Origin of the sequence: Dermacoccus sp. UBA1591, assembly GCF_002322065.1 — a bacterium.
GTDB classification, from domain to species: domain Bacteria; phylum Actinomycetota; class Actinomycetes; order Actinomycetales; family Dermatophilaceae; genus Dermacoccus; species Dermacoccus nishinomiyaensis.
In genome coordinates this window covers 34,505-59,675 of the sequence record NZ_DCNR01000090.1, presented here as the reverse complement: position 1 = coordinate 59,675, position 25,171 = coordinate 34,505, and the positions used below count along the sequence as shown (strand labels likewise).

The following is a 25,171-nucleotide window of genomic DNA, read 5'->3' as shown; positions in this document are numbered from 1 at the left end:
GCTGTCATTGCAGGTCACGGGGGCTGCCAGGCATCCGCATGTGACGATCGCGATCGCGCATCGTCTGCATGAGGGCGAAGGCGTCCACGGCGGTGAGCGTCCCCTCGGAGACGAGCTCGCCCATGATGTGCATCGTGTCGCGGGTGGTGATCCCCTTCCGATCGGCGTGCTCTGCTGCTTCTCGATCGTCGGTGACCCACCACGATCCCCGAAGTTCTTCTCGTGTCTCGATCAGCACGAGTGTCATCGCCTCGCCGAGGTGCTTGGTGGGTTCGGTCTCTCGGCCTCCGAACACGACACGGCGGGTGCGAAGGACGGCCGTTTCTTCCTCGTCGGTCTCAGGCGCCAGTGGCTCCCCGAGCCATGACTCCTGCAGGAGAGGGGTGAGCCCCGGAAGGAGTTTCGACGAGCGACGTGCCTCGTCCTCCACCGCCTCCGTCCATCGCCCACGACCCCGCAACCAGCCATGGAGCAGGTCGATCCGGTGAACCGAGGCGAAGTTGCACAGCACGGTGTTGTCGGGGAAGACCTTGTCGCTCATCGTCATTCGCCGGTCTCTTCGCTGGCTTCCAGCGAGCGGCGGAGCTCGTGCACGTCCTGCCCCACGAGGTTGGCGTAGGGCCGCAGCGTCGTCAGCCCTCGCTCGTAGGCCCGATAGGCGTCGGCGACGAGACGCTGCGGCAGGCGGGGTGCGAGCGCGGCGCTGACGGACAGCGCGTATGCGCTGCCCTCCCCGACCGTCTCCGCCGCCTTCTTGTTGGAGATCTTGCCCCACGTGGAGCATGTCATCCCGTCGATGAGCCCGAGGTTCTGCAGCCGGTAGGCGAGGGCGCTCGGCGAGACGCGCAGGTCGGCCGCGAGCCGGCAGAACGCTGTCTCGTCGAAACCCTGCTCGACGCGCTCCTCCAGGATGGCGGCGGGCATGAGGAAGGACGCCGCGAAGGCATTGGCCCGCATCTCGCTGTCCCCCGTCTTGCTGGCCTTGGCGTAGATGTCCTCGTCGAGATGCACTCCCTGGTCGTCGGAGAAGAGCAGGTGGCACAGCTCGTGCGCGAGCGTGAATCGTTGCCTTGCCGGCACCGCGCCCGGCGCGACGAGGATGATCTTCGCGTCCGGGTTCGAGACCGCGAGCCCGTCGATGCCGTCCCCGGCCTCGGCCACCACGACGTCTGCGCCGAAGGCCGTCTCGATCGCACCGGCGAGATCGGCCGCCGTCGGGTCGAGGCCCTCCTCGTCGAATCGCGCGAGTGCAGCCGCAGCCAAGCGCGCTCCCTGATCGACGAGCCGGCCACCGACCGGTAGCTCCATCGCGAGAGGACGCCAGTCCTGTGCGATGCCGAGCGAGGCGAGATCGGCCCGCTGGATCGCGAGATCGCGGGCCACCGCCACGGCTTCGCCCGCAGGCGCACCTGCCGTGCGTCGGGCTGCGAGGACGAGCTCGCTCTCCTGACCGGTGTGCAACCAGTCGAGGGACACGTCGAACTCCTCCGCGATGTTCGCGAGATCGACGACGGAGAAGCGGCGGGTGCCGCTCAGAGACTTGGACAGTTTCGGGGCGTCCAGTCCGACACGCGCCGCGAACTCGGTCTGCGTCAGACCGTGGTCGTCCATGAGCGAGCGAACTCGGGTGGCTGGGGTATTCATGTCCCTAGTATTGCACAAATCGCAACATTATTGCGAATATCGAAACACATCCGTCCGCAGATTGGTGCTCAGTCGATGAGTTCCCCTCGGTAGCATCGCCTCTGGACGCCATCACGGCGCCCGTTCGACCCGAGGAGTGCCATGACCGTCGAGACGCTGCCGCGAGTGCCGGCGATACCCCAGCCGGGGCAGGTGGTCAAGGTTCGGGGGGCGACCTGGGCCGTCGCCGACGTCCAGGATCAGGGGCTGCCCCGTAGCCCCGCCGACGAGGGACGGGCCGGAGCCGAGCACGTCGTCACGCTCCAGTCGATCGACGAGGACCGGCTGGGCGAGGAGCTCACGGTCGTCTGGGAGCTCGAGGTGGGCCACACGACCCTGCCCGACCAGGGCCTCCCGTCCCATGTCGAGCCGGGCAGCTTCGACGACCCGAATCTTCTCGGCGCAGTCGTCGACGCCGTGCGCTGGGGTGCGGTGACGAGTGCCGACAACAAGGCCTTCCAGGCGCCGTTCCGGTCGGGCGCAGCCGTCGAGGCGTACCAGCTCGAGCCGCTGCGTCGAGCGCTCTCCGCTCCGCGCACCAACCTCCTGCTCGCTGACGACGTGGGTCTCGGCAAGACGATCGAGGCCGGGCTCGTGATCCAGGAGTTGCTGCTGCGTCACCGTGCGCGAAGCGTCGTCATCGTCTGCCCGCCGAGCCTGATGATCAAGTGGCAGGAGGAGATGCGCGAGAAGTTCGGCCTCGACTTCACGATCGTCGACAGCGCGTGTCTCGCGGACGTGCGTCGCAGGCATGGTCTCGCTGCGAATCCGTTCCGTCTCTTTCCCCGGATCATCGTGAGCATGGCCTGGCTGCCGAAGGCGCGCGCGCAGCGGCTCCTGCGTGACGTCTACGGCCCCGAGAAGTCCGACCCTGCCACCGCCGCACGACATGCCTTCGACGTCCTCGTCGTCGACGAGGCGCATCACGTGGCGCCGTCGAGCCCGAGTTCTCTGGGTGGCGGGCGCGGGTATGCGGTCGACAGTCAGCGAACCGAGGCGACGCGGGCGCTCGCGAAGCGGTGCGAGCACCGTCTCTTCCTCAGTGCCACCCCGCACAACGGTCATTCGGAGTCGTTCACCGCGCTGCTCGAGATGATCGACGACCGTCGTTTCTCGCGCGGGGCGAACGTCGACGCGAAGGCGCTCGCCGACGTCACGGTCAGGCGTCTCAAGACGGACATCGAGGGCAAGAACTTCCAGAGGCGCGTCATCGAGAAGATCGTCTTCGAGCCGGACGAGGACGAGGCCAGGGCCTTCGAGAGCTTCCAGAAAATCCTCGACGAGGGTGCTCGGCGCAGCGGGGGCAAGAAGGGCGCCGACATCGTCTCGCTCATCCTCACGAAGCGCTTCCTCTCCAGCCCGTGGGCCTTCGGTCAAACGCTCGAGCGATACCTGTCGTCATCGACGTCGTCATCCTCCACGTACGACGACGACGAGTACGCCGAGCTCTTCGGCACGGATCAGTCGGACGACGAGGAGGGGCTCGCCGAGCAGCCCGAGTTCGGGGCGTTGGCCGGGGCCAGGTCCGAAGATCCGTTCGGCGACGCCGATCCCGCGGCCGTCGAGCAGTTGGTGGCCTGGGCCAAGGGGTACGAGATGCGTGCTGACTCGCGTGTCGAGAAGCTCGTCGAGTTCCTGGATGCCGTGTGCCGACCGGACGGAACGTGGAACGACGAACGTGTCGTCATCTTCACGGAGTACGCCGACACCCTGCACTGGGTCCAGAACGTCCTCGAGCAGCGTGGTCTCGACGACACGCGTCTCGCCGTCATCGAGGGCGGTACGCCGGCAGAGATGCGAGAGCAGATCCGCGCCCGTTTCACGGCACCGCCGTCGGACGAACCTCTCCGGGTGCTCCTCGCCACCGACGCAGCGGGAGAGGGCATCGACCTGCAGACGTACTGTCACCGACTCGTCAACCTCGACGTGCCGTTCAACCCCTCGCGTCTCGAGCAGCGGGTCGGCCGCATCGATCGTTACGGGCAGACGAAGCCGCCGGAGATCTACTACTTCGCCCCGGTGGAGACCTCGTCCGCGTATGCGGCGGACCTGCACTTCGTGGAGTACCTGGCTCGGAAGGTGGCGAACACCGATCGCGACCTGGGTTCGACGAACGAGCTGATCGACGAGGAGGTCCAGGAGCGATTCCTCCCTCGTCGCAAGCGGCGCGTGGTGCCCCGCGGCCGAGATGCCGACGTCGTCAACGCCGTGCTCGCTGCCGAGCAGACGCTGAACCAGCAGTTGACGAACCTCGCACGCACGTACGCGGACCAGAAGCAGCGCCTGCACCTGTCGCCGTTCAACGCCCGCCGCGTCGTCGATGCTGCGCTCGAGCTGTCGCAGGAGCCGCCGCTGCGCGTCGATCCCGACGACATCGGTGGCGACGTGCCGGAGACCTTCCGCGTCGATCACCTGAGCCCGCGATGGGCGAAGGCATGCGAGGGGTTGGAGTCGCGTCTCGCGCCCGGGGTGATGCGCCCCATCACGTTCGACGAGGACGTCGCCGCCGAGCGCCGCGACGTCGTGCACGTGCATCTCGGGCACGCGATCATGCAGAAGTCGGCGCGGCTGCTGCGCAACAGCCTCTTCGGCTCCGGTTCATCGCTGAACCGCGTCACCGCGGTCGTCGACGAGCGGCTTCCCGAGTCGTGCGTGGCGGCCGTCTCCCGCCTCGTGCTCGTCGGCCGAGGCGGCATCCGTCTGCACGAGGAGGTCTTCCTCTCGGGGGTGCGTCTGCGGGGTGCTGACATGGCCGAGGAGAAGGTCGACGCGATGCTCGAGACGGTGCTCGACGGTGATGATCTCGTCCTCGCGCCGGCGGCGGTGCGTGAGGCGTTGGCCGAGCGGTGGAACGACGCTGACGGGCGCCTGCGCTCCCGCCTGGAGAGCGCCATGGAGCACCGGGCGCGACGACGGCAGGAGGGTGTCGAGGATCGTCTCGCGGGGCGCCTGGCCGCGGATCAGGAGCGGGCAGAGAAGATCTATGCCGCGTTCCGGCGCAATCTGCATGATTCTCTCGCCGTCGCGCTCGAAGCGGAGAATCAGCAGCAACTGGCGCTCCTGCCCGACGAACAAGCGAGGCAGCGTCGACAGGACATTCGCTCCATGGAGAACCGCCTCGAGGCGCTCGACGACGAGCAGAGGCGCGAGCTCGCTCTCATCCGAGAGCGGTACGCGGAGGTCAAGCCCTTCGTCTCGGCCGCGGCGGTCGTGTTCGCCCTCACCCCCGCCGACGCAGCTGCCCTGGGAGGCGCACGATGAAGTCCAAGCAGGCACACCGCCCGATGAAGCCGATCGAAGCGCACCGCCGGTGGCTGGCAGCGATGGAGACGGAGGGGCCCTTCCTCGCGGCCCGGGCTCTCGTCAAGGCATGGCCCAGCGGCATGCCACCGCTCGAAGGAGACCGGCGGAGGTGGTTGACGCTCGCGACCAGCGAGTTCGAGCGCGCGTGGGACGCGTGGGATGCCCGGCCTGAGACCGGTCTCGACGACTACCGGCAGGCCCGTGACGCATTCGTCGACGTCGTCCTGCGTGACGTCGTCGGGTGGGGAGAGGCCTGGCATCGTGACGTCGGAGATGAGATCGACGCCGAGGTCACCTCCCCGAGGGGAGACGTGTCGGTGCGTCCTGACGGGGTTGCACGGGCCGGTGGTCGCGTCGGGGCCCTCGTGCACGTCGTCGACCCGGTGCAGGGGTCGCTGGCCGACCCGGGCCTCGACGGATGGTCGCAGAGCGCGATCGACCGCATGGAGTTGATGCTGCGTCGTGCAGACGTGCGCATCGGTGTGGTGACGGACGGTCGGCGGTGGGCACTCGTGAGCGTGCCGGCGAAGGACGGCGGCATGCCGTCATCGGGGGAGACCGACGCGCTCACGTGGTCGTCGGAGACAGGAGTGCGTGATGCGTTCGTCGAGTTGCTCTCAGGCTCGTCGCTGTTCAACACGAAGCTCGTCTCGTATCTGCCCGATGTGTTCGTCGCCTCGCAGGTGGCGGCAGAGGAGATCACCGAGGCCCTCGGTGTTCAGGTGCGCAAGGCCGTCGAACTGCTCGTCGCGGCGCTCGACGAATCAGGACGCCGGGCGGATGGGGCGAACCCGCTTCCCGACGACGGTGACCTCATCTACGAGGCGGTCGTGACGGCCGTCATGCGCGTCGTCTTCCTCCTCTTCGCAGAGGAGCGCGGGCTGCTGCCCCAGAGTGAGTTGTACCGCCGGGCCTACGGTCTCGCCGGCCAGCTCGACGAGCTCGTGCGCCAGGAGGCCGAGACCGGGGCGGACTCGCTGGACCGAACCTTCCTGGTCTGGCATCGCCTTCTCGCCACGTCGACCGCTCTCTTCGGTGGCGTGAACTTCGAGGATCTCCGCCTGCCCGCCTACGGCGGGTCGCTGTTCGACCCGGCGCGGTTCCCGTTCCTCACCGCTCCCACCGAGGCCGGCACCCTCGCGCTCGGGGTGAGCGACCTCGTCATGCTCCACGTGCTGCGCTCGGTGCAGGAGACGGAGATCAAGGGGGAGGGGCGGCGCCGGGTCTCGTTCCGAGACATCGACGTCGAGCAGATCGGTTACGTCTACGAGGGTCTGCTGGGCTACACCTGCCGCCGCGCGGAGACGACCACGCTCGGCCTGATGGGCCCCGACGGCGCCGAGCCGGAGGTGCCCCTCGACGTGCTCGACGAGTTGTACGAGGAGGCCAGATCCGATGCGGCGACGTCGACGTCCATCGCCGCCTGGGTGAAGAAGAACCAGCCTGCGGCGAAGACGGCCACGACGAGCCGGATGACGAAGGCGCTCGCGGCGAGTGACTCGGCGGAGGACGCCGAGCCTGCGCTCCGACGCGTGACGGATGACCCGGTACTGCGCGAACGACTCAGGGCCTGGCTCGGCATCATCCGGCGAGACCTGCGCGGCAAGCCCATGGTCGTGCTCGAGGGCGGCTTGATGGTGGTCGAGACCCCTTCACGCAAGAACGCGGGAGCGCACTACACCCCGAAGGCGCTCGCGGAGGAGGTCGTGCTCCATGCCCTCGAACCGCTCGTCTTCTCGCCGGGGCCGTACCAGACGCCGAACCGCGACGAATGGGTGCCACTCTCCTCGGATGCCCTGCTCGAGCTCAAGGTGGCGGACATCGCCTGCGGTTCGGGCGCGTTTCTCGTCGCTGCGGCGCGATACCTCGCTGATCGCCTCGTCGAGTCGTGGCAGCGCGATGGTCGAGCGGCCGACCTGCTCAACAAATGGTCGTCACAGGGGCTCGACGAGCGCGAGTCACGGCTTCGCCTGCGAACGGCTGCCGTCCGTGAGGTCGTCGCGCAGTGCCTCTACGGCGCCGACATCAACGGCATGGCCGTCGAGATGTGCAAGCTGTCCCTCTGGCTCGTCTCGCTCGACCCCCGCAAGCCGTTCTCCTTCGTCGACGACAAGATCTTCCACGGCAACTCACTGCTCGGCCTCACGTCGCTGCGGCAGCTCGAAGAACTGCACATCGACCCGAGACCTGCCCCCGCACATGAGCAGACACAGATGGAGTTCCGGGGCAACGTGCTCGAGGAGCGACTCGACCTGCGCCACAAGATCGACAAGGCGGCGCAGCTGCGGCGCCGTCTCGCCGAGGAGATCATTGAGAACGACCCGCAACGCAGCGCGGCGGCCAAGAATCGGCAGATGGAGCAGCTCGACGAGCTGACGCGTGACCTCACGAAGATCGCGGACGGCGTCATCGCTGCCGGCCTACCTCTCGGTGGCAAGTCGGGGAAGAAGCTCGACGAAGCGTACGAGAACCTCCGTATCGCCGTGGGCAAGGAATATCCGCGGCCGGGGGAAGCGGCTGACTCTTCGATGCTTGACGCCATCGTCGACAGGGGGTTGACGATCGAACGGCTGTCGCCCGGTATCGAGGCCGACCAAGACCGGTGGCACCCGCTCCACTGGTGCCTGGCAGTGCCCGAGGTGATGCAGCATGGTGGCTTCGACGCGATCATCGGCAACCCCCCCTTTCTCGGCGGCAAGAAGATCTCGATCGCCATGGGTAGCCCGGTGCGAGAATGGCTCGTTCACCAGCTGGCAGGTGGCACGGCGGGAAACGCTGACCTCGTGGCCTATTTTTTCTTGCGTGCCGACGTGCTCTTGCGCGGGGCCGGAACCCTCGGCCTCATCGCGACGAATACCATCGCGCAGGGCGACACGCGTGAGGTTGGACTCGATCGCATGACCGACGCTGGCTTCACGATCATGCGTGCGATCCAATCTCGGTCGTGGCCTGCGCGTTCAGCAGCTCTTGAGTTCGCTGGTGTGTGGGGTACGCGAGCTGGGATCGGTGCTGACGTGGCGCGCGAGGCAGACGGTGTGCCAGTCATGGCAATCACGACCTTGTTGGAGGCGGCTGGACATGTAAGCGGGCAACCCAAGCGCCTCGACCACAATAGAGGGATTTGCTTCATAGGAATGAACGTCAATGGCATCGGTTTCCTCATGGATCCCGAGGAGGCCAGGTCTCTGATTTCCGACGATCCATTCAAGGGACGACTCGTCCGCCCATATTTGAACGGTGAGGACGTTAACGGCTCGCCGGATAATCGAGCTCGGCGGTGGGTCGTCGACCTTCAAGCGGCTCCTGAAGATACCTCGGAAGGGTTTGCCGAGGTAATTTCTTGGCTGGAACCGCGTGTTCGTTCATACCGCAAGAGCTTGACGGCTAAACCCCGCCTCAGTGAGAGGTGGTGGTTGTTCGAAAGTTCGAGTATGGGGCTACGCAAGAAGTTGCCGGCCTTAAACGAGGTCCTGGTCATCGCGCTCGTCAGCAAGAGCGTCATGCCAGTCCGCGTCCCCACCAGTCAAGTTTTCAGCCACATGCTGGGGGTATTTACGACCGAGTCTTTCGGGGACCAAGCTGTTCTGTCGTCATCGCTGCACCAGGCGTGGGCGATTACATACGGCTCGACCTTGGAAACTCGGGTGCGATATACGCCTTCTGATGTGTTCGAGACCTTTCCCCGCCCGACGGGATCTACCGACCTCGATCGCATCGGGCGGACGCTGGACGAGGTGCGTCGCGAGATCATGCTCCGCCGTGAGCTTGGCCTGACGAAGCTCTACAACCTCGTCAACGATCCGACCATCGCTGATGAGGACGATCCCGACGTCGCGCGGATGCGAGCGATCCACACCGAGCTCGACCACGTCGTCATGGAGGCGTATGACTGGGGCGACGTCGAGCTGAATCACGGTTTCCACACCTACCGTCAGATGACACGTTGGACGGTGTGCCCCGAGGCACGCGTCGAGATCCTCGATCGCCTCCTGGAGGAGAACCACCGCCGTGCCGCGCTCCAGGATGGTGCGCCCCCGGCCACGGATGACGAGACGAGCGAGTCGGAGGGCTCCGATGACTGACACGACCACAGCGACGCCCGAGTCGGGGCTCGTCGGCTCCGCTCCCTACGAGCTGGAATGGGAACCGGACGGCACGTCGTGGACCGCTCGCCGCAACCTCGTCGACATCCTCGAACGCGAACTCGTCGGCCCGTCAGGCGGTGACGAGGAATTGCTGCCCGAGTCGCCGGTGACGAAGTACATGCTCGGCAAGCTCGCGCCGCGCCCGCTGGCCGAACGTGCTCTTGTCGCCGACGACGAGATCGAGCTGGACGAGGAGGCTCCGCAGCCGCAGAAGGGCGACGACGAACGGGTCGCCGACAGCGGAACCGGGGGCGATACCGGCGACGACGGCATCGACGATGCTCCCCTACAGCGAGGCTCCACCGTTCCCGCGTCGATGGGCCTGCGTTTCCAACTGCCCGCAGACGTGGGGTCGGTGCGTGTCACCGCTGAGTGGGCGCGGTACGCCTCCCGGCGCCCGGATGGCTCCGACCCGAACGCGCGCACGCGGTACGCGAGAGAGCCCAAGAGCGTCAGCACCGTCATCGACGTGGGCGCGCTCGTGCCGGGCGCCAAGGCCGCTCCGATCGAACTGGACGAGCACGTCGAACTGCACGCCGACCGCTTCGACGAGGCAGCAACTGGCCGCCGGCACGTCGAGCTCTCGTTGTGCAACGTGCAACCGACCAACGACCGCGTCCCCGTCGGTGCGTGGCTGTTCCAGACGAAGCTCATCGTCGAGTCGACCGACGGAAGCGCTGTCTTCCTGCCCGTGCGCGACGTGCGGCTCGACGAGAGCGTGCTCCTCGACGACCCCGAGGAGCGACAGCTGGCGCTTCAGTACCGCGACAAGCTCGAGTTCGCCATCGGGCGTACGACCTCGGTCGACTGGGCCAATCCCTCGGGAGGGCGCACGTCACGCGTCTCGACGACGTGGACGCCGACCGTCGAGGTGCCAGCCGTCGACGCCGAGACCGTCGGAGGTGTCGTGCTGGACATGCGCGCTCTGGCAGAGCTCGGCCCCGAGCACCTCGAAGCAGCGTTGCGGCCCATGCACGACGCCTACGACGAGTGGCTCGATCTGCAGGAGAAGGTGGTGCGGGGCGAGGACGCACCCCGAGAGGGCGAGCCCGTCGCCGAGGCCCTGCCCCCGCACCTGCAGCAGATCGCGTTCGACGCCATCGACAGTGCACGCCTCGTCGCGGCACGCCTGGCCGAGGGCATCGATTTCCTCGTCGACCCTGCGAACGAGCAGGCGCGACAGGCATTCGCGTTCATGAACGTCGTGATGGCCGACCAGCGCGTGCACTCGCAGATCACCGAGCTGCGCGCGTCGGAGGGCCTGTCGTTCGCCGCCGCCAAGGCTCAGGTTGCCGAGCGTGGCGCGAAGGCGCACTCGTGGCGCATGTTCCAGCTCGGTTTCGTCCTCATGCAGCTCCCTGCGCTCTGCGACCCGGCCCACGAACGTCGCGCGGGTGCTGACGCCGATGTCGAGCTGCTGTTCTTCCCGACCGGTGGTGGCAAGACGGAGGCGTACCTCGGCCTCGCAGCGTTCACGTTTGCCATCCGCCGTCTGCAGGGCGTGGTGGGCGAGGAAGGGCTCGACGGCTCCACCGGTGTCGCCGTGCTCATGCGCTACACCCTGCGCCTGCTCACGTCGCAGCAGTTCCAGCGCGCCACGACTCTGGTGTGCGCCGCAGAACTGAAACGGCGCGACGACGAGGCCACGTGGGGCACCACGCCGTTCCGCATCGGCATGTGGGTCGGCTCCGACGTCACGCCGAAGACCATCAAGGCTGCGAAGGAGGACATCGAGGAGGCGATGGAGCATTCGTCCAGGCGGCCGAAGACGCTCCAGTTGCGGCGCTGCCCGTGGTGCGGTAGCCCCATCGAGACCAAGAACGTGCGTCTCGACGAGGACTTCGACCGCGTCCACGTCTCCTGCGGTGACGAGTTCGGCGACTGCCCGTTCGCCGACGCCGCAGGGCTGCCGGTGGTCACCACCGACGAGGAGATCTACCGCCTCACGCCGGCCTTCGTCATCGGCACGGTCGACAAGTTTGCGCGCCTCGCGCGGGAGGGACAGGCGGCGTCGCTCTTCGGGCACGTGACGGAGCGGTGCACCCGACACGGTTTCGTCCACCCGGATTCTGCGTACTGCAAGGGCTCCAAGCACCTGAAGAAGGGTGACGCGCCCGCTGCCCACCGGGCGCCGGCCAAGCGGCTGCGGCCGCCAGACCTCGTCATCCAGGACGAGCTGCACCTCATCACGAGCTCACTCGGCACGACGGTCGGGTTGTTCGAGAACGTCATCGACCTGCTCTGCCGGTGGCGGTCGGCAGACGGCGCGGAGTGCGGCCCGATGATCGTTGCCTCGTCGGCGACGGTCCGGAATGCCGGAGACCAGATCCGCCAGCTCTACGGGCGTGGCATGACGGTCTTCCCTCCGCAGGTGCTCGACGCGGGCAACACGTTCTTCTCCAAGGAGTTGAAGCCGTGGCGATCCTCGGAGGACGCCGGGCGCGAGGGCTACGCGCCCGGGCGTCTCTACCTCGGATTGTCGACGGCGGGCGGCCGCCTGACACTCTCCGAGATCCGTCTCGCAACCCTGCTGTTGTCCGCCGGGCAGCTCCTGCTGGATCGTGGGGGTGACGAGGCCGATCCGTACATGACGGTCGTCGCCTACTTCAGTGCGCTGCGTGAGCTCGCCGGCATGGCGCGTTTCGTGCAGGACGACGTCCGACTCAACCTGCGGTGGAAGAACGTTCGCGGAACGTCGCTGCCGGGGCGTGGCATGACCGCGAACGGGTTGAGCCTGGAGGAGCTGACGTCGCGCAAGAGCGGCACCGACATCACGGACACGCTCGACCGGATGACACAGACCTTCTCGGCGGAGACCCACTCGAGCGAGGCGCGCGCGGAGAGGCGCCGGATCCGGCGTGAGCTCTACGAGGCCAACAAGCCGAAGAAGCCGAATGCCAGTCTGATCAAGGAGCTCGACGCTGCTCTGGCAGCGCTGCCGAAGCCCACGTATCCGTATGACGTCGTGCTCGCCACGTCGATGCTGCAGGTCGGTGTCGACGTCACGCGTCTCGGTCTCATGATGGTCGTCGGTCAGCCCAAGAACACGGCCGAGTACATCCAGGCCTCGTCGCGCGTCGGTCGAGACAAGAACCGCCCCGGCCTCGTCGTCGCGCTGGGCAACACGGCGCGCCCGCGAGACCTCGTCCACTACGAGCAGTTTCGGGCGTTCCACGAGAACTTCTACTCGAGGGTCGAATCCCTCTCCGTGACGCCGTACTCGCTCACCGCACTGCGGCGTGGCATCCCTGCGGTGCTGGTGAGCGCCGCGCGTGCCCTCGATGCTGGCGATCCAGACGGGCTCTCGCCGGAGGCCCACGCCGGCAAGATCGCGGATGCCGCGATCAAGGATCGGGTGAAGGCATGGTGCGACCAGATCGCCGAACGTGCTCGACGCGCGGGCGGTGACGAGGCCGAGACCCTCGCGCGCGCGGAACTCGATGCCTGGCTGGACAAGTGGGCTGAACGTGCAGACCTCGCCGGAGAACGCGAGAAGGTCCTCGTCTACGACCGTCTCGGCCGCGGGGCTGCGGCCAAGGAGAAGGCCATGGCGCTCGTCATCTCCTCCGAGTCCGTCACCAAGAAGGACAGCCTCCGGGAGCGTCCACCGTTCAAGGTGCCCAACTCGATGCGTGAGGTCCAGCCCGAGATCAACATCCTTCTCAGCCCCGACGAGGACAAGCTCCTCATCCCCGAGACTCGCGTGACGCCACGGTGGGTCCACGAGCAGAACGCCGGAGGCGACGATGACTGACTTCACGCACGACCCCGACCACGAGATCGACATCGTCGACGACCAGGTTCGCGTGGCCGCCCAGCCGACGGGCCGTCGTAACTTCTCCAAGGTCGGCAGCGCTCGGCCGACCACGTTGTTCTTCACGGACGGTCCCGGGGCCATCAAGGACATGCCCCGATTCACGGTGCTACCCCTCGGTTACGACGCCTGGGATCGGGTGTGGAGCAAGTGGCCGACCACCGACAGGCCCGTGGTCCCCGCTCCGCGGCTCCTGGCGCGAGTCCGCTGGTTGCTCGGCTCTCAGGTCGAGGCCCTGCGCCCGTACCCGTTCTTCGAGAAGTCGAACTCGTGGGACGACGACGGTCGCACGATGGGCGTTCCTGCTGTCGTCTTTCCGCAGTGGCTGCGCTGCACGAAGTGCGGTCGGCTAGCGCGCCTGAGCGCCTTCACGTACTCGAACTCGGTGCCAGGCCGTCCCGATCGGGCTGGCTTCGTTCACGAGGAGTGCAAGACCGCGGGCAGCAAGATGGCGCCCAGCGCCCTACCTGCCCGCTACCTGCTCGTCTGCCTGCAGGGGCACCTCGATGAGTTCCCCTACCGAGAATGGGTGCATCACTTCGCGCCGTGCCCGAAGGTCGCCAACCCGGTGCTCAGGATGCTGGATCCGGGTGGCACCGCCGGTTCCTCCGCGCGAGTCGAGTGCACGCAGTGCGGCGCGAAGCGCGGCATGAACGAGGCGCAGGGAGAGGCTGGGAAGTCGAATCTGCCCAGGTGCCGCGGCCGACACCCGCACCTCGACGGTTACGACGCCAGCTGCGACGCAGAGCTGCGCCTCATGCTCGTCGGTGCCTCCAACCTGTGGTTCCCGGTCTCGGAATCCGTCATCGTGATGCCGGAGACCCAGGCAGAGGAGAAGGAGACCCTCGTCGCGGACCTGCGCGTCGCACTCACCCACGAGGAGGTGGTGGCGGATCTCGCAGAGGAGGACGCACCCGAAGACATGGCGAAGAAGCCGCGTGCCCTGCGCCGCATGCTTTCGAAGCACGCGGAGGGCATCGATCTTCCCGAGACCGATCCGCCGCTCGTCGCGGCATTCCTCGAGGCACTCACCCCGGGTGACGCAGAGGAAGAAGGCGACCAGAAGCAACGCCTCCTGGACTGGGACCCGCTCGATCTCCGAGTTCCGGAATGGAGGACCTTGCAGAACGAGCGCCCGACGATGCCGCAGCAGCCCTACGGCAAGAGTGGTCTGGTGTTGACCGAGCGAGTGTTGGAGGGGCAGCGGCTCCCGCGCGTCGACAGACTCGTCGCGGTCGATCAGCTCCGCAAGGTGCAGGCCTTGCTCGGCTTCACACGCATCGACGAGTTCTCGCGGGTCGACGACGCGGCGGATCGTCTCGTCCGTCTGTCGCGGGACGGCAAGCCGAAGTGGACCGTGGCGACGGAGAATCGCGGCGAGGGCATGCTCATCACCTTCGACGAGAGCGCGATCGCGTCGTGGGAGGAGAAGATCCTCGGCACCCAGCTGTGGAAGGACTACGGCGCTGCGAACCACCGCTACTACCTGAACCATCTCTCTGCCACGGCCAAGGTGGAGGAGTCGGACAAGAGGCTGCAACCACCTCGCTTCTGGCTGCTTCACACGCTCAGCCACGTACTGATGCGAGAGATGGCCATGCACAGTGGTTACGCGTCCGCATCGCTCTCCGAGCGTCTGTATGCGTGGAGTGCCGATGAAGAGAAGGGGCGCGCGCCGGCAGCCGGGTTGATGATCTGTACGACGGCCCCCGACAGCGACGGCACACTCGGCGGGTTGGTCGCGCTGAGCGACCCCGACCGATTCGCGGGGATCCTCGCGAGTGCGCTGCGGCGGGCTGGAAGATGCTCCTCGGACCCGATCTGCGGCAACCGGGTGCCGGCCAACTCGGAGGACTTCCTCCACGGTGCAGCGTGTCACTCGTGCGCGATGGCGTCGGAGACGTCGTGCGAGAACGCGAACCGGGCCCTCGATCGGCGAATGCTGCTGTCACTGCCCGGACACGAGACCGGCTTCTTCGGGGGCCCTGGTGACTGGGCCTGAGGCGGCGGAGAGGCTCGGCGAGGTTCTGACGGCGTCGGACGCGGAACGCCTCATCGCCGCCTTGCGTCGTCGAAAACCGCTGTCCTACGCGGTCCAGGAGGTCGATCCCACCCGCCGGGTCGCCGCGGAGAGGCTCTGCCGGGCGATCATCGACGACGGCCCAGACCGTGTGAGCGGCACCCGTCAGCTCGTCCTCGTCCTCCACTCGCTCGTCGCGGCCCTGGGGAGAGAGAAGACGGTCACCCCGGTGTGGACGGTGCCGAACGGCATCGGCATCACGGGCTCGGCGACCTCACAACTCGCCGACCACGTCCGCGGAGCCCGCGCCTCGATCGTGTGCTCGACCTTCAACCTGCAGCGGTCGTCTGCGCTCGTCGCGGCCCTGAAGGCCGTCGACCCGGACTCGGGGGTGAAGATCAACCTCTTCGTCGACACAGCAGCGGCCGAGGGCAAGCCCTGGGTCGGCAAGGAGGGTCAGTGGGTGGCGTCGTACACGCCGGAGGAGTTGGCCACGGAGCTTCCGGGTGCCAACGTCTGGCGCACGCGCCGGTTCGGTGACCGGGTCATCCGCAACCACGCCAAGTTCGTGGCCATCGACCACCAGAAGCTCGTCGTCACCAGCGCCAACATGTCGAGGAGCGCTGAGCGCCACAACGTGGAGCTCGGGATCGTGGCCGTCGACAGACTGCTCACGCAGCAGGTCGAACGCACGCTCTTCGAATTCCGGTCCAGCATCTATGAGCTGGTCACGCTCTGATCTCGTCGTGCCGGCGGTTCTCGACGCCGGTGGGGTCGGTCGCCGAAGTGGTCGCGGGCGCCGAGAGCGTGAGATCGCGGCGCATGCACTCGTCGACGAGTGCCTGCCTGAAGGCGGGCTGCGTACGCAACGAGCTGCGGAGCAGACGTGTCGTGAACCCGAGGAGGGCCTTGTCCGACAGCGGGGTGGCCCGCTGGGGGGCGGCGACGTCACGCAGGTGCTCGTACGCGTCCAGGCGGGGAAACTCCGAGGCCTGCGCCTGCCACACCTGACCGGTGCTGCCCCAGGCGGCCGCGGGCCAACGGCCCACGACGAGTGTCTCGGCCGATTCGACGGCGATGCTTCCTGGGCCCGCCAGGCGCTCGCCGACCCACGCTGCCACGCGGGTCGTGACGGCGTTTCCGAGCATCTTCCACCGTGTTCCACGCTCCCGAGCAGGGGTGAGGCCCTCGAAGGGGATGTCCGTCCATCCCCGCGCGAATCCCTGGAGTGCCTCGGCGTCCTCGAGGGCGGGGATCACGATGGGCGTCTCCGCGCCCGGAAGCCAGATCGCGGGGGGCGAGGGGATGCCGAGCGTCGACGACCCCTTGAGGGTGGGGATGGCGTCCTGAGCCCAACCGACTCCCCGGTTGCCCTCGGTCCAGTAGAAACCGTAGGCGTCCTTCCAGTAGTGATCCAGGGGGCGTGGGCCAGCGTCGTCGGCGAAGAGCACCTGCTCGGGCCGTCGCACGGCGGAGGCAAGGAGGATGACGCGTCGACGACGCTGGGGCAGGCCGGTGAACCGGGAGTCGACCGTGCGATAGGCCCATGCATACCCGAGCTTCTCCAGCTCGTCGACGAGGTAACGCATGGCGCGCCCCCGGTCGAGCACGAGCATGTTGGGCACGTTCTCGATGAGGAGATCTGGAAGCTTGCCGGTATTCGTGCTCTTCTCGAGCAGACGGAATGCCTCACCCACCATCCCGGAGGCCTTGCCCGTGATGCCGGCCGTACGGCCGGCCTGCGAGAGGTCCGTGCACGGAAACCCTGCCGTGACGAGGTCGAGCCCCGCGGGAAGTGACGCCAGCTGCGCGACGTCTCCTTCGACCTCGGCGTCGGTGAAGTGCTTGCGGAGCACCGTCTGGGCGGGGGCCCACCACTCGCAGAGGAGTTCCGTCTCGACCGCGCCGTGACCCGACTGCAGCCCTACCTCGATGCCGCCGATACCGGCGAAGAGCCCTACTACCTTCACCGTGCCTCCTTCGGGTGATGCGTGGTCGACGGTGGGCCGTCGTGAGCTGTCATGAAGCGACGACGCCAATCATCCTCGAGGTTCGCCGAACAGCCCAATTCATCTAGCGTCTGTCGTGGATCGAGCCCGCGCACCAGGGCTGTGACCCGGGGTGAGAGAAGGAGCATGAAGGCATGGATGTCGAGTGGTTGAGCGCCCTGGCTGGCGCTACCGGAGTGACCGGAGCCAGCATCGCCGGGCTTGCGTGGAGGAAGACCGCCGCGAAGCGGGCGAGCCTCGGCCGCACGCGGCTGAAGATCGAGGTATCCAGGGACGACTCGGAACCCGGCCCGATCTGGGAGGTGGCGACCGACGAGATCCTCGATCGTGAGGACTTCTTGGATGTCTACTCACTGAACGAGGACGGGGTCATCCAGCCGAACAGATTCCTGCGAGAGACCCGGCGTAGGTGGAAGGCATACGACGTCGGGGCGACGTTGCTCCCTCTCGAGGTCTACAACCCGTTGACAGTCCCGGTGTGGATCGTCGGCATCGAAGCAGAGGTGGAACAGCGGCGCAACGCCCCGACGGGTACACGCATCTCCAATCCGCCACAGGGGGAGCTCGGAGTGCTGGAACTCAGCATCGACCTCGACGCGGCCGACGCTCGAGGACGGGCAATCGATGGCACCGACTACTTCGCCGGAGCGAAGCGGGAAATCGCGCCAGGGGCGCGGGAATTCATCGGTGTTACCGGGAACTGCGCGAACGGTGCCGTCAGCTGGCGACTTCGAATCCGCCTCTTGATCGGCAGCCAGCACGCGGAGCAGCGCTTCCCGGCGGTGCAGGAGCCACCATTGTTGACGTGTGGGTACGGACCGACCAGCCAATATGAGAGATCCTGGGTGTGCAGCCTTGTCGTCATGGCCTGCGACGATGCCGCGGAACCACCGCACCTGCACGATGCTCGCCTCGACCGGGTCTAGAACAACCCCGTGGACCCAGTGATGCTGGCCGAGCGCCGGGCGTGCCGTCATCGCCGCTTGCGGTGAGTTCGCCAGATGAAGCCGAGGGCTAGTGCTGCGGCCAGAACACTGAAGATCCAGTACCAGGGGTTCGCAGACTTGTTGCCTCCGCCCAGGAGGTCGATCCCCGAGTAGGCCATGGTCAGGGGGAGCGCCACGACCGTCAGGATCGCCAACATGGTGTCGACGCGCTTCGACGATGCTTCCTGCTGGCGCTGGTGCTCCTCCTGGATGCGTCGATGTTCTTCCTGTGCCAGTTGATGCTGCAGGGAAGCCACTTCCATGAGCGAGGCGATGTCATCCTCGATCCCTGCGAGCAGGTCCGGCACCCTGAGGTTCAGCGCGAGCCGTTCCGAGATGAGCATCGTGGGGCGTGACTCGGTCTGAGGAATTCTGAGGAGAGTGGAACGGAGCCACAGCAGGCGCGTCCGGAGGTGCAGTGTGGTCCGCAGCACCTCCTCCGTCGAGCCGGCGCGGCGCAGATTTCCGATGGTGGTGTGAATCTCGTCCGCGAGCACGGAGAGGATGGTTCGAGACAGCAGCACCCCGGCCATGGCGTCGACATAGATCGTCGAGATGTAGGTAGCGGCAGCGGGAAAGCTCTTGGTGCTCCCGACGAAGGCGGTGCCGTGCCCCGTGACCATGGCCGACCACGAGTCGGAAAGACGGGTCATGTCCGAGCGAGTCCGGGCTAGGCGTGACTCCCGGTCTTGCACACTCTCCGATCCGTGCTTCTGAGACGGTGTGAGCGTTGCCATCTCTCGAGCAAGCAGCAATTCGTCGTCGTCAGCAGCGTCGAGACTCGTGGCGTTGGTGACCGCATAGAGAGAGGGAACCTGCTCTCGAGCACCTGGCAGAGCTTCGAGGTCGAATCCGGGGCCCAGGATCTTCATGAGATGCTTCAACACTGCCTTGCGTGGCTCGGCCTGTCGAACATACCCGTACAGGGCGTCCCGGAGCTGTTGGTCGGGTGTCAGTTGTTGGTCTGCGGCGAGGTGGATGATGAGAACCCCGATGTCGGCCCGGTCATCAGCCGCGCCAGCAGCGGGTGCGGTGAGAAGTTCGAGCTGGGAAAGCGCAAAACTGCCCAGTTGTATTCCGCTCGCCTCCCGATACCACCGGCGTGTGTCACGAGGTGAATCATCATCATTCGTCGGGACCAGGAGGTCGGCTGACCGTGAGGTCCATGAATGGCGTCGCTCTTGGGCATCGATGCGGTCGGCCTTCGGGTTCTGCAGATGCCCGCCCATGGAGGTGCGGACCTGTTCCGAGAGATTGAAGGGCGCCGGGCCTTCCTCCCAGTTCTCCAGGATCGTCGGATCGACGGCTACTGGCAATAGCCAGGCCGTACCCGAAGGCTCGTGCAGTTTCCCCCCGTCGCTCACTCCCCGATCTCCCCGTCTTCCTCGCCTGATGTCTCGCTGTTTCGTGCGGCGCGGAGTTCCGGCGGGCTCATGCCGTCCTTGGTGCGCCACGAGGCATTGCCACTCGCTGACGCCGCCCGGATCACGCAGGCAGAGGCAGACACGGTCTTGGCCACCCAGTCCGTCGTGAAGACGTAAGCGTCGGTGTTCTCGAGGTCGCGGGCCAAGGTCCCTTCCTCGAGCAACTGGGCGATCCTCCATTTCGTGTAATCAGGGATGGTGGGAGTCTGTTCGATCCTGGCCTGGCTGCCGCGCAGCACCTTGACCCGATCGTCATTGCGGCTGAGTTGTGCAGTCGCATGGACGTTGCTCCGAGGGACGTCGAGGTAGAGGGTCTCCTCCATCCATTCATCGTCGGTTGACTCGTTCACCGTCTCTGCGCTCCGGATGGCGTCAGCGCTGACCTTGATGTTCAGGGCGTCTGCGTACCGCAGGAGGGACGCAGCCGTGAGCTGGATGTAGTGAGCCCCTGTCTCTCGGAACATCTCTTCGACGAGTTCTGGTCGAGCTACCTGGCGGTGCTCCTCGTCGTCAGATACGAACTTGCGCCACCAGTCTTCTTTGCCGTCGTCGGTGATGAGTACCACGCATGACGCACCCTCGGTTTCGACGTACGTCTTGGCCTCGTTCAACGTCTGCCGCCAGAGCAGATAGTCGCCGTATTTGGCAACCGAACTCTTACCGACCTTGGTGCGCTCGTTCTCCTTGTCGTCCATGTAGCCAGGCGGGATGGATTCGGCGTATCGCTGGTCTGCTCTCGCCAGCTCGGCCTTGAGTACCGCATCGCCGAAGGCCTTGCCGACCCGTACCGCATTCGACGGAAGCGACGTGAGGCGCGCGAGTTCTTGGGCCACCTCGTCATGGGCCGGATCGCTGTCAAAACGTTCGCGATGCAAGGTATCTGCCGCGTCGATCTCGTCGAGAAGGGAATCGACAGTCCCGGTGAGATCGCGAACCAGATCGCGTTGTGTCTCGGTCTGCGTCAGACCTCTATCACGAATCCACGCTGCGTAAGAATTGATCAGGCTCTGGCGGGCCTTGCGGATGTCGCTGGCCGCCTTGAGCGTGTTGTCGGGGTGGCCAGCGAGGCGGTCACGGTTCTTCCAGAACTCGACCAGGACCTGGTGTGGGATCCAGAGGCGGCTGCCTAGTTTTTCGAAGATGTCGAACCACTGGTGCGTCACGTCCGGGTCGTACTTGTAGAGGTTCAACAGAACATTCGTGTCGATGACGACGAGGCCCTCCTTGATTGCCATCCTCGCTCGATCAGCCACGGGCGGAAACCAAGCCTCGAAACCATGCGCCAGCGGTGAGGCGATGACCTTCTCGGGTGTGAAACCGTCGTTCTGGACCATGGGCTCTCCAGGGAGTGGGCGGTTGATGATCCGATCATAGGCAGTGGCCGTCATGACAGCGAGTCTTTTCCCGAGCCCACGACATGATCGTGGGCGGCACCCGCGCGGCTAGTCTCGACTCATGGCCAAGTATTCCGTCGAGCATCGTGACGTCGAGACCCTGTTGAATTTGGTGAAGGCCGAGCAGATCGCGATCCCCGAGCTGCAGCGTCCTTTCGTGTGGGACAGCGTCAAGGTGCGTGACCTCATGGATTCGCTCTACAAGGGCTACCCCGTCGGCTACCTCATCACGTGGCAGTCGATCGGAGCAAAGCTCAAGGGCGGGCAGGTGGCCACTCATCAGCAGATCCTCATCGACGGGCAGCAGCGCATCACGGCCCTGCGCGCGGCTGTCGCCGGGCTCAAGGTCATCGACAAGAAGTACCGCCAGAAACGCATCACGATCGCGTTCAACCCCGTCAGTGAAGAGTTCGCAACGCTGACCCCGGTCATCGACCGCAACCCGGAGTGGGTGTCGGACGTGGCCGAGTTCTTCAACGGCTCGCCCCTGAAGTTCGTCCGCCAATACCTGGCCGCCAACCCCGATGCAGACCCGGACGTCGTGGAGGAGAACCTCGAGCACCTTGCATCCATAAAGCACGCGCAGATCGGCATCATCTCGCTCAGCGACGACCTCGACGTCGAGACGGTGTCCGAGATCTTCATCCGCATCAACTCCAAGGGCGTGCCGCTGAGCAGTGCCGACTTCGCGATGAGCAAGATCGCGACGTACGGCGACCGTGGCCGCAATCTGCGCAAGCTCATCGACTACTTCGCGCACCTGTCGGTCGCACCGCACGCGTACGACGACATCAAGGAGAACGATGTCGAATTCGGCGCCTCGGGTTATCTGGAGAAGATCGCCTGGCTTCGCAACGTCTCGGAGGACCTGTACGACCCCAACTATGGCGACATCATCCGTGTGGCTGGTCTCGTGGGCTTCAGCCGCGGGCGCGCGTCGTCGATCGTGGGGGAGCTGTCGGGTCGCGACCCGGAGACGCGGAAGCTCGACCCGGATCGCATCCCGCGGGCCTATGACGTGCTCGAAGCAGCCCTGGCGAAGATCGTCAACCAGTACGAGTTCGAGAACTTCGTCATGACGATCAAGTCCGCCGGGTTCATCACGCCCAGCATGATCGGCTCCAAGAACGCGCTGAACTTCGCCTACGCCCTCTACCTGCGTCTGCGCCAAGACGCATCGATGTCGGAAGGCGAGCGCAAGAGGATCGTGCGTCGATGGTTCGTCATGTCGATGTTGACGGGACGTCACTCCGGAAGCTTCGAGACGACGTGGGAACTCGACATGCGGCGCATCGCCTCCATGGGAGCGGCGGCCTACCTGACGCAGCTCGAAGAATCGACCCTCAGTGATGCCTACTGGAACGTCACGATGCCGTCAGCGCTCCAGACACCGTCGACGAGCGCCCCGGCGTTCCAGGCGTTCCTCGCATCGCAGATCCATGCCAACAAGCGCGGCTTCCTCTCGCGCAGCATCACCGTCACCGCGATGCACGAGAACTCCGGCGACATCCACCACATCGTCCCCAAGGCCTATCTGCAGGCGCACGGTGTCACCGACCGTCGCGACTACAACCAGGTCGCCAACTTCGCGCTGACGGAGACGTCGGTGAACATCAGTATCGGCAAGCGATCCCCGGCCGAATACATGGGCGTGGTGGACGAACAGATCGCCACTGGAGTGCTGAAGCTGGGGGAGATCGTCGACGCCGACGATCTCGTGCGCAATCTCGAAGAGAACGCCATCCCAGCGAACATCCGTGACGTCTCCGTGGACAACTACGAGAGCTTCTTGGCCGAGCGCCGCCAGCTCATGGCTCAGGCCGTTCGCCGCTACTACGAGGGGTTGTGATGACCGCAGAGTCCAGCGGCGCCGAGGCAGGCGCTCGGGGCGCCATCATCGAGATCGAGCCCGGCGTCGCCGTCGTCGTGGGTGATGCGGTGCCCGAAGGGGTCGAGTTGCTCCCCATGGATCTGATCGACACCGGCGCCCGGGGGCAGATCGCCTCAGCTGCTGCATCGGCCCTCGGCTGGGGCAATGTGGCGGCACAGACGGCGAACGGCATCGTCCAGGCACAGGGGCTGCTTCGTTTCGCCCCGCAGTCACTCGACCTCATCGCCAAGGGCGCCCAGCCCATGATGAGCGGCGGTCAGCTCACCGGCAATCTCGTCAAGGACGGCAAGATCGTCGGCCAGGCCCGGCTCATCGCTGCCGGAGGCGCGCAGGCGACCTCCATTGCGGCGTCCGCCGGCGGCGCACTCGCGATGGTCGCCATGCAGGCGCAGATGGCCCAGATTCAGCGGACCGCGGAGGAGAACCTCAAACTCACCGAGGGCGTGTTCGACGCGATCAAGAGCGACCACTGGTCCCAGATCACCGGGGCCACGAAGGTGATCAACCAGGCGTACGACATGGCGACGCACATCGGTGCGGTCACCGACTCCATCATGGGTGGTATTCGCCATCTGCGACCTGACCTCGAGGCCTACGTCGACCGCTCCCAGCACACCGTCGCCGGCCACGAGCATGCGCTGTCTCGGGCGGAGTCACACTCGGCGCGACAGCAGATTCTGCAGCGGCCCGAGGTCGTGCGCGACGCTCAGGCCCTCGTCCTCGCGACGGAGGCGCTGCGGATGTTCCGCCTCCTCGAAGCGGCGAACGCAGCCCTGCACGCCGGCGAGGACGAGCGCGAGGCCCGACGCCGCGATCGCCTCGTCGAGCAGGCCGAGACCGAAGGTGCCCGGCAGAGGGAGAGGGCGACGGCGTTGCTCGCCGACCTACGACGGGAGCTCAACCTCGCCGCGACGCTGAGCGCCCCCAAGCGCACGCTCTCCTTCCGAGAGCGGGCGGCGAGCCGCGCGAACGCGGCGTCGAGCGCCCACCTCGCGGCCATCGTCAACGACCTGGGTCGGCGTCTCGGCCTGACGAGCGTCGAACCCTTCATCGCGCCCAATCGGACCGCCGTCGACGGCGCTGTTCCAGACGCTGTCCTCCACGGACTCCCCTGGGTGGCCGGCACCCCGGGCGAGCGACTCATCGGGTTCGCCGAGATGAACGAGGCGAGCGGGCTCGCGATCGCCGACATCGGGCGCCGCCGCTGGGTAGCCGTCACGGATCGGACCACGTACGTGATGTCACCCAAGACCTTCGAGAGTTCCGCCGAGATAGAGCACGCGATCGACAACGGCGACATTCGCTTCGTGCGGGTGAAGAAGAACGACGGGCGGGCGCCCGCGCTCACCATCGTGACCACGGATGACGACCTGCACCTCGAGTTCGGCTCGTGGGCGAAGGACGGCGAAGCCCACCAAGCCGCCGAATCGTTCGCCGAACTGCTGGCGAGCCGCATGAACCTGCCCGACGACGAGGTGCCCGTCGTCGACATCCCGGAATTGGCCCAATCCCTCACGCCCATGAGCATCGAGCGATGACGGGACGCGTGGGTCCCGGGTCGGTCGAGCGGCGGCGCTGATGACCGCCCTCTGGCCGGCCGCTGAGCAGGACGCTCTGCGCGCCGAGGCCATCCGATGGCTGGCGGCCCGCACCAATGACGGCCTCGACGCATTGACGTCAGAGGAGATCGCGGAGTTCACCTTCGGCGGAGGGAGCTTCAGGCTCATGGACCCCCAGAGGGGGATCCGCAAGCCGCGACAGTTCACCGCGGCACTCTCGATCCGGACGACCTATTGCCCCGAAGGTGCTGAGCGCCCCTACGAGGACGACATGGGCCCCGACGGGCTCGTCAGATACAAGTGGCGCGGCGATGACCCGAACCACCCGGAGAACCGCGCGCTGCGCGAGGCCATGATTCATCGCGCGCCTCTCATCTGGTTCTGGGGAGTGGGCCAGGCCCTCTACAAGCCCGTCTTCCCCGTCTACCTCATCGCCGAGGAGGAGGCGCAGCAACAATTCGTCGTGGCCACGGACGGCCTGCAGCATCTGCAGCAGACGACGTCACCGATGGAGGAAGTCCTGCGTCGATACCTGCGCCAGGAGACCTATCGCCGCCTGCACCAGCCCGTCTTCCGCAGCATGATCATGAGGGCGTACGAATCCAGCTGCGCCGTGTGCCAGCTTAGGCACAGCCCCCTCCTCGACGCCGCGCACATCGTCGAGGATCGACATGAGCGTGGCATTGCATCCGTCCGCAACGGGCTCGCACTCTGCAAGATCCATCACGCCGCCTATGACGTCGGCATCCTCGGCCTGACACCCGAGTTACGCGTCGAGGTACGCGCCGACATCCTCGACGAGGTGGACGGCCCGTTGCTCGAGCACGGCATCAAGAAGCTGCACGGTCAACCGCTCATGGTGGTTCCCCGCCGCCGCGCCGACCGGCCCGACCCCGAGCTGCTGCAGATCCACTACGAGCGCTTTCGCGCCTCGTGACCGCCT

Annotated in this window: 14 protein-coding genes; 9 read left to right on the top strand and 5 right to left on the bottom strand. The window is 66.4% G+C overall.

What is annotated here, in order from left to right:
- Positions 1–4 precede the first annotated feature (4 nt).
- Complete coding sequence (locus B2284_RS09835; RefSeq protein ID WP_205747105.1) at positions 5–547, bottom strand: PIN domain-containing protein; 543 nt, start codon at positions 545–547, stop codon at positions 5–7.
- Positions 544–1,644, bottom strand: coding sequence for a helix-turn-helix domain-containing protein (locus B2284_RS09830; protein WP_074045850.1), 1,101 nt, complete (start codon positions 1,642–1,644; stop codon positions 544–546). Before B2284_RS09830 ends, B2284_RS09835 begins: the two co-directional genes overlap by 4 nt.
- A 141-nt stretch (positions 1,645–1,785) precedes the next feature.
- Between B2284_RS09830 and drmD the strand changes: the two genes are divergently transcribed.
- The 5 genes from drmD to B2284_RS09805 all read left to right on the top strand — a co-directional run bounded on the left by drmD (position 1,786) and on the right by B2284_RS09805 (position 15,704).
- Positions 1,786–4,944, top strand: coding sequence for a DISARM system SNF2-like helicase DrmD (gene drmD, locus B2284_RS09825; protein WP_074040058.1), 3,159 nt, complete (start codon positions 1,786–1,788; stop codon positions 4,942–4,944).
- Complete coding sequence (locus B2284_RS09820; RefSeq protein ID WP_074045851.1) at positions 4,941–9,068, top strand: Eco57I restriction-modification methylase domain-containing protein; 4,128 nt, start codon at positions 4,941–4,943, stop codon at positions 9,066–9,068. Before drmD ends, B2284_RS09820 begins: the two co-directional genes overlap by 4 nt.
- A complete protein-coding gene (gene drmA, locus B2284_RS09815; RefSeq protein WP_074045852.1) occupies positions 9,061–12,885 on the top strand; it encodes a DISARM system helicase DrmA in 3,825 nt (1,274 codons plus the stop codon). The genes B2284_RS09820 and drmA overlap by 8 nt, the downstream gene beginning before the upstream one ends.
- On the top strand, positions 12,878–14,947 hold the full coding sequence (gene drmB / locus B2284_RS09810) for a DUF1998 domain-containing protein (protein WP_074040065.1): 2,070 nt from the start codon (positions 12,878–12,880) through the stop codon (positions 14,945–14,947). Before drmA ends, drmB begins: the two co-directional genes overlap by 8 nt.
- A gap of 169 nt (positions 14,948–15,116) precedes the next feature.
- Entirely contained in the window at positions 15,117–15,704 is a 588-nt protein-coding gene (locus B2284_RS09805) for a phospholipase D-like domain-containing protein (RefSeq protein ID WP_286697424.1), read from the top strand.
- On the opposite strand, the gene B2284_RS09800 is transcribed toward B2284_RS09805, so the two are convergent.
- Positions 15,694–16,935, bottom strand: a complete 1,242-nt coding sequence (locus tag B2284_RS09800) for a DNA cytosine methyltransferase (protein WP_074040067.1) — start codon at positions 16,933–16,935, stop codon at positions 15,694–15,696. The genes B2284_RS09805 and B2284_RS09800 overlap by 11 nt on opposite strands.
- 173 nt (positions 16,936–17,108) lie before the next feature.
- On the opposite strand from B2284_RS09800, the gene B2284_RS09795 reads away from it, so the two are divergent.
- Positions 17,109–17,900 carry a hypothetical protein gene (locus B2284_RS09795; protein WP_074040069.1) on the top strand — a complete coding sequence of 264 codons (792 nt, stop codon included), beginning with the start codon at positions 17,109–17,111 and terminating at the stop codon, positions 17,898–17,900.
- Between the two features lie 47 nt (positions 17,901–17,947).
- On the opposite strand, the gene B2284_RS09790 is transcribed toward B2284_RS09795, so the two are convergent.
- The gene (locus tag B2284_RS09790) at positions 17,948–19,324 is read right to left on the bottom strand and encodes a magnesium transporter CorA family protein (protein WP_136788220.1); all 1,377 of its coding nucleotides are present in this window, start codon (positions 19,322–19,324) and stop codon (positions 17,948–17,950) included.
- The gene (locus tag B2284_RS09785) at positions 19,321–20,772 is read right to left on the bottom strand and encodes a PIN-like domain-containing protein (RefSeq protein WP_074040075.1); all 1,452 of its coding nucleotides are present in this window, start codon (positions 20,770–20,772) and stop codon (positions 19,321–19,323) included. The genes B2284_RS09790 and B2284_RS09785 overlap by 4 nt, the downstream gene beginning before the upstream one ends.
- Positions 20,773–20,839: 67 nt before the next feature.
- Between B2284_RS09785 and B2284_RS09780 the strand changes: the two genes are divergently transcribed.
- Genes B2284_RS09780 through B2284_RS09770 form a run of 3 tightly spaced genes read left to right on the top strand, consistent with a single transcriptional unit; the run spans position 20,840 to position 25,165 of the window.
- The gene (locus B2284_RS09780) at positions 20,840–22,627 is read left to right on the top strand and encodes a GmrSD restriction endonuclease domain-containing protein (RefSeq protein ID WP_074040077.1); all 1,788 of its coding nucleotides are present in this window, start codon (positions 20,840–20,842) and stop codon (positions 22,625–22,627) included.
- On the top strand, positions 22,627–24,207 hold the full coding sequence (locus B2284_RS09775; RefSeq protein ID WP_074040079.1) for a hypothetical protein: 1,581 nt from the start codon (positions 22,627–22,629) through the stop codon (positions 24,205–24,207). Before B2284_RS09780 ends, B2284_RS09775 begins: the two co-directional genes overlap by 1 nt.
- Positions 24,208–24,247: 40 nt before the next feature.
- Positions 24,248–25,165, top strand: coding sequence for an HNH endonuclease (locus B2284_RS09770; RefSeq protein WP_006944779.1), 918 nt, complete (start codon positions 24,248–24,250; stop codon positions 25,163–25,165).
- The last annotated feature ends 6 nt before the right edge of the window (positions 25,166–25,171 follow it).

Bases quoted from the DNA above. Each gene is read 5' to 3' on its own strand.
- B2284_RS09835 (WP_205747105.1), bottom strand. From the start codon at position 547: ATGACGATGAGCGACAAGGTCTTCCCCGACAACACCGTGCTGTGCAAC.
- B2284_RS09830 (WP_074045850.1), bottom strand. From the start codon at position 1,644: ATGAATACCCCAGCCACCCGAGTTCGCTCGCTCATGGACGACCACGGT.
- drmD (WP_074040058.1), top strand. From the start codon at position 1,786: ATGACCGTCGAGACGCTGCCGCGAGTGCCGGCGATACCCCAGCCGGGG.
- B2284_RS09820 (WP_074045851.1), top strand. From the start codon at position 4,941: ATGAAGTCCAAGCAGGCACACCGCCCGATGAAGCCGATCGAAGCGCAC.
- drmA (WP_074045852.1), top strand. From the start codon at position 9,061: ATGACTGACACGACCACAGCGACGCCCGAGTCGGGGCTCGTCGGCTCC.
- drmB (WP_074040065.1), top strand. From the start codon at position 12,878: ATGACTGACTTCACGCACGACCCCGACCACGAGATCGACATCGTCGAC.
- B2284_RS09795 (WP_074040069.1), top strand. From the start codon at position 17,109: ATGGATGTCGAGTGGTTGAGCGCCCTGGCTGGCGCTACCGGAGTGACC.
- B2284_RS09785 (WP_074040075.1), bottom strand. From the start codon at position 20,772: ATGACGGCCACTGCCTATGATCGGATCATCAACCGCCCACTCCCTGGA.
- B2284_RS09780 (WP_074040077.1), top strand. From the start codon at position 20,840: ATGGCCAAGTATTCCGTCGAGCATCGTGACGTCGAGACCCTGTTGAAT.
- B2284_RS09775 (WP_074040079.1), top strand. From the start codon at position 22,627: ATGACCGCAGAGTCCAGCGGCGCCGAGGCAGGCGCTCGGGGCGCCATC.
- B2284_RS09770 (WP_006944779.1), top strand. From the start codon at position 24,248: ATGACCGCCCTCTGGCCGGCCGCTGAGCAGGACGCTCTGCGCGCCGAG.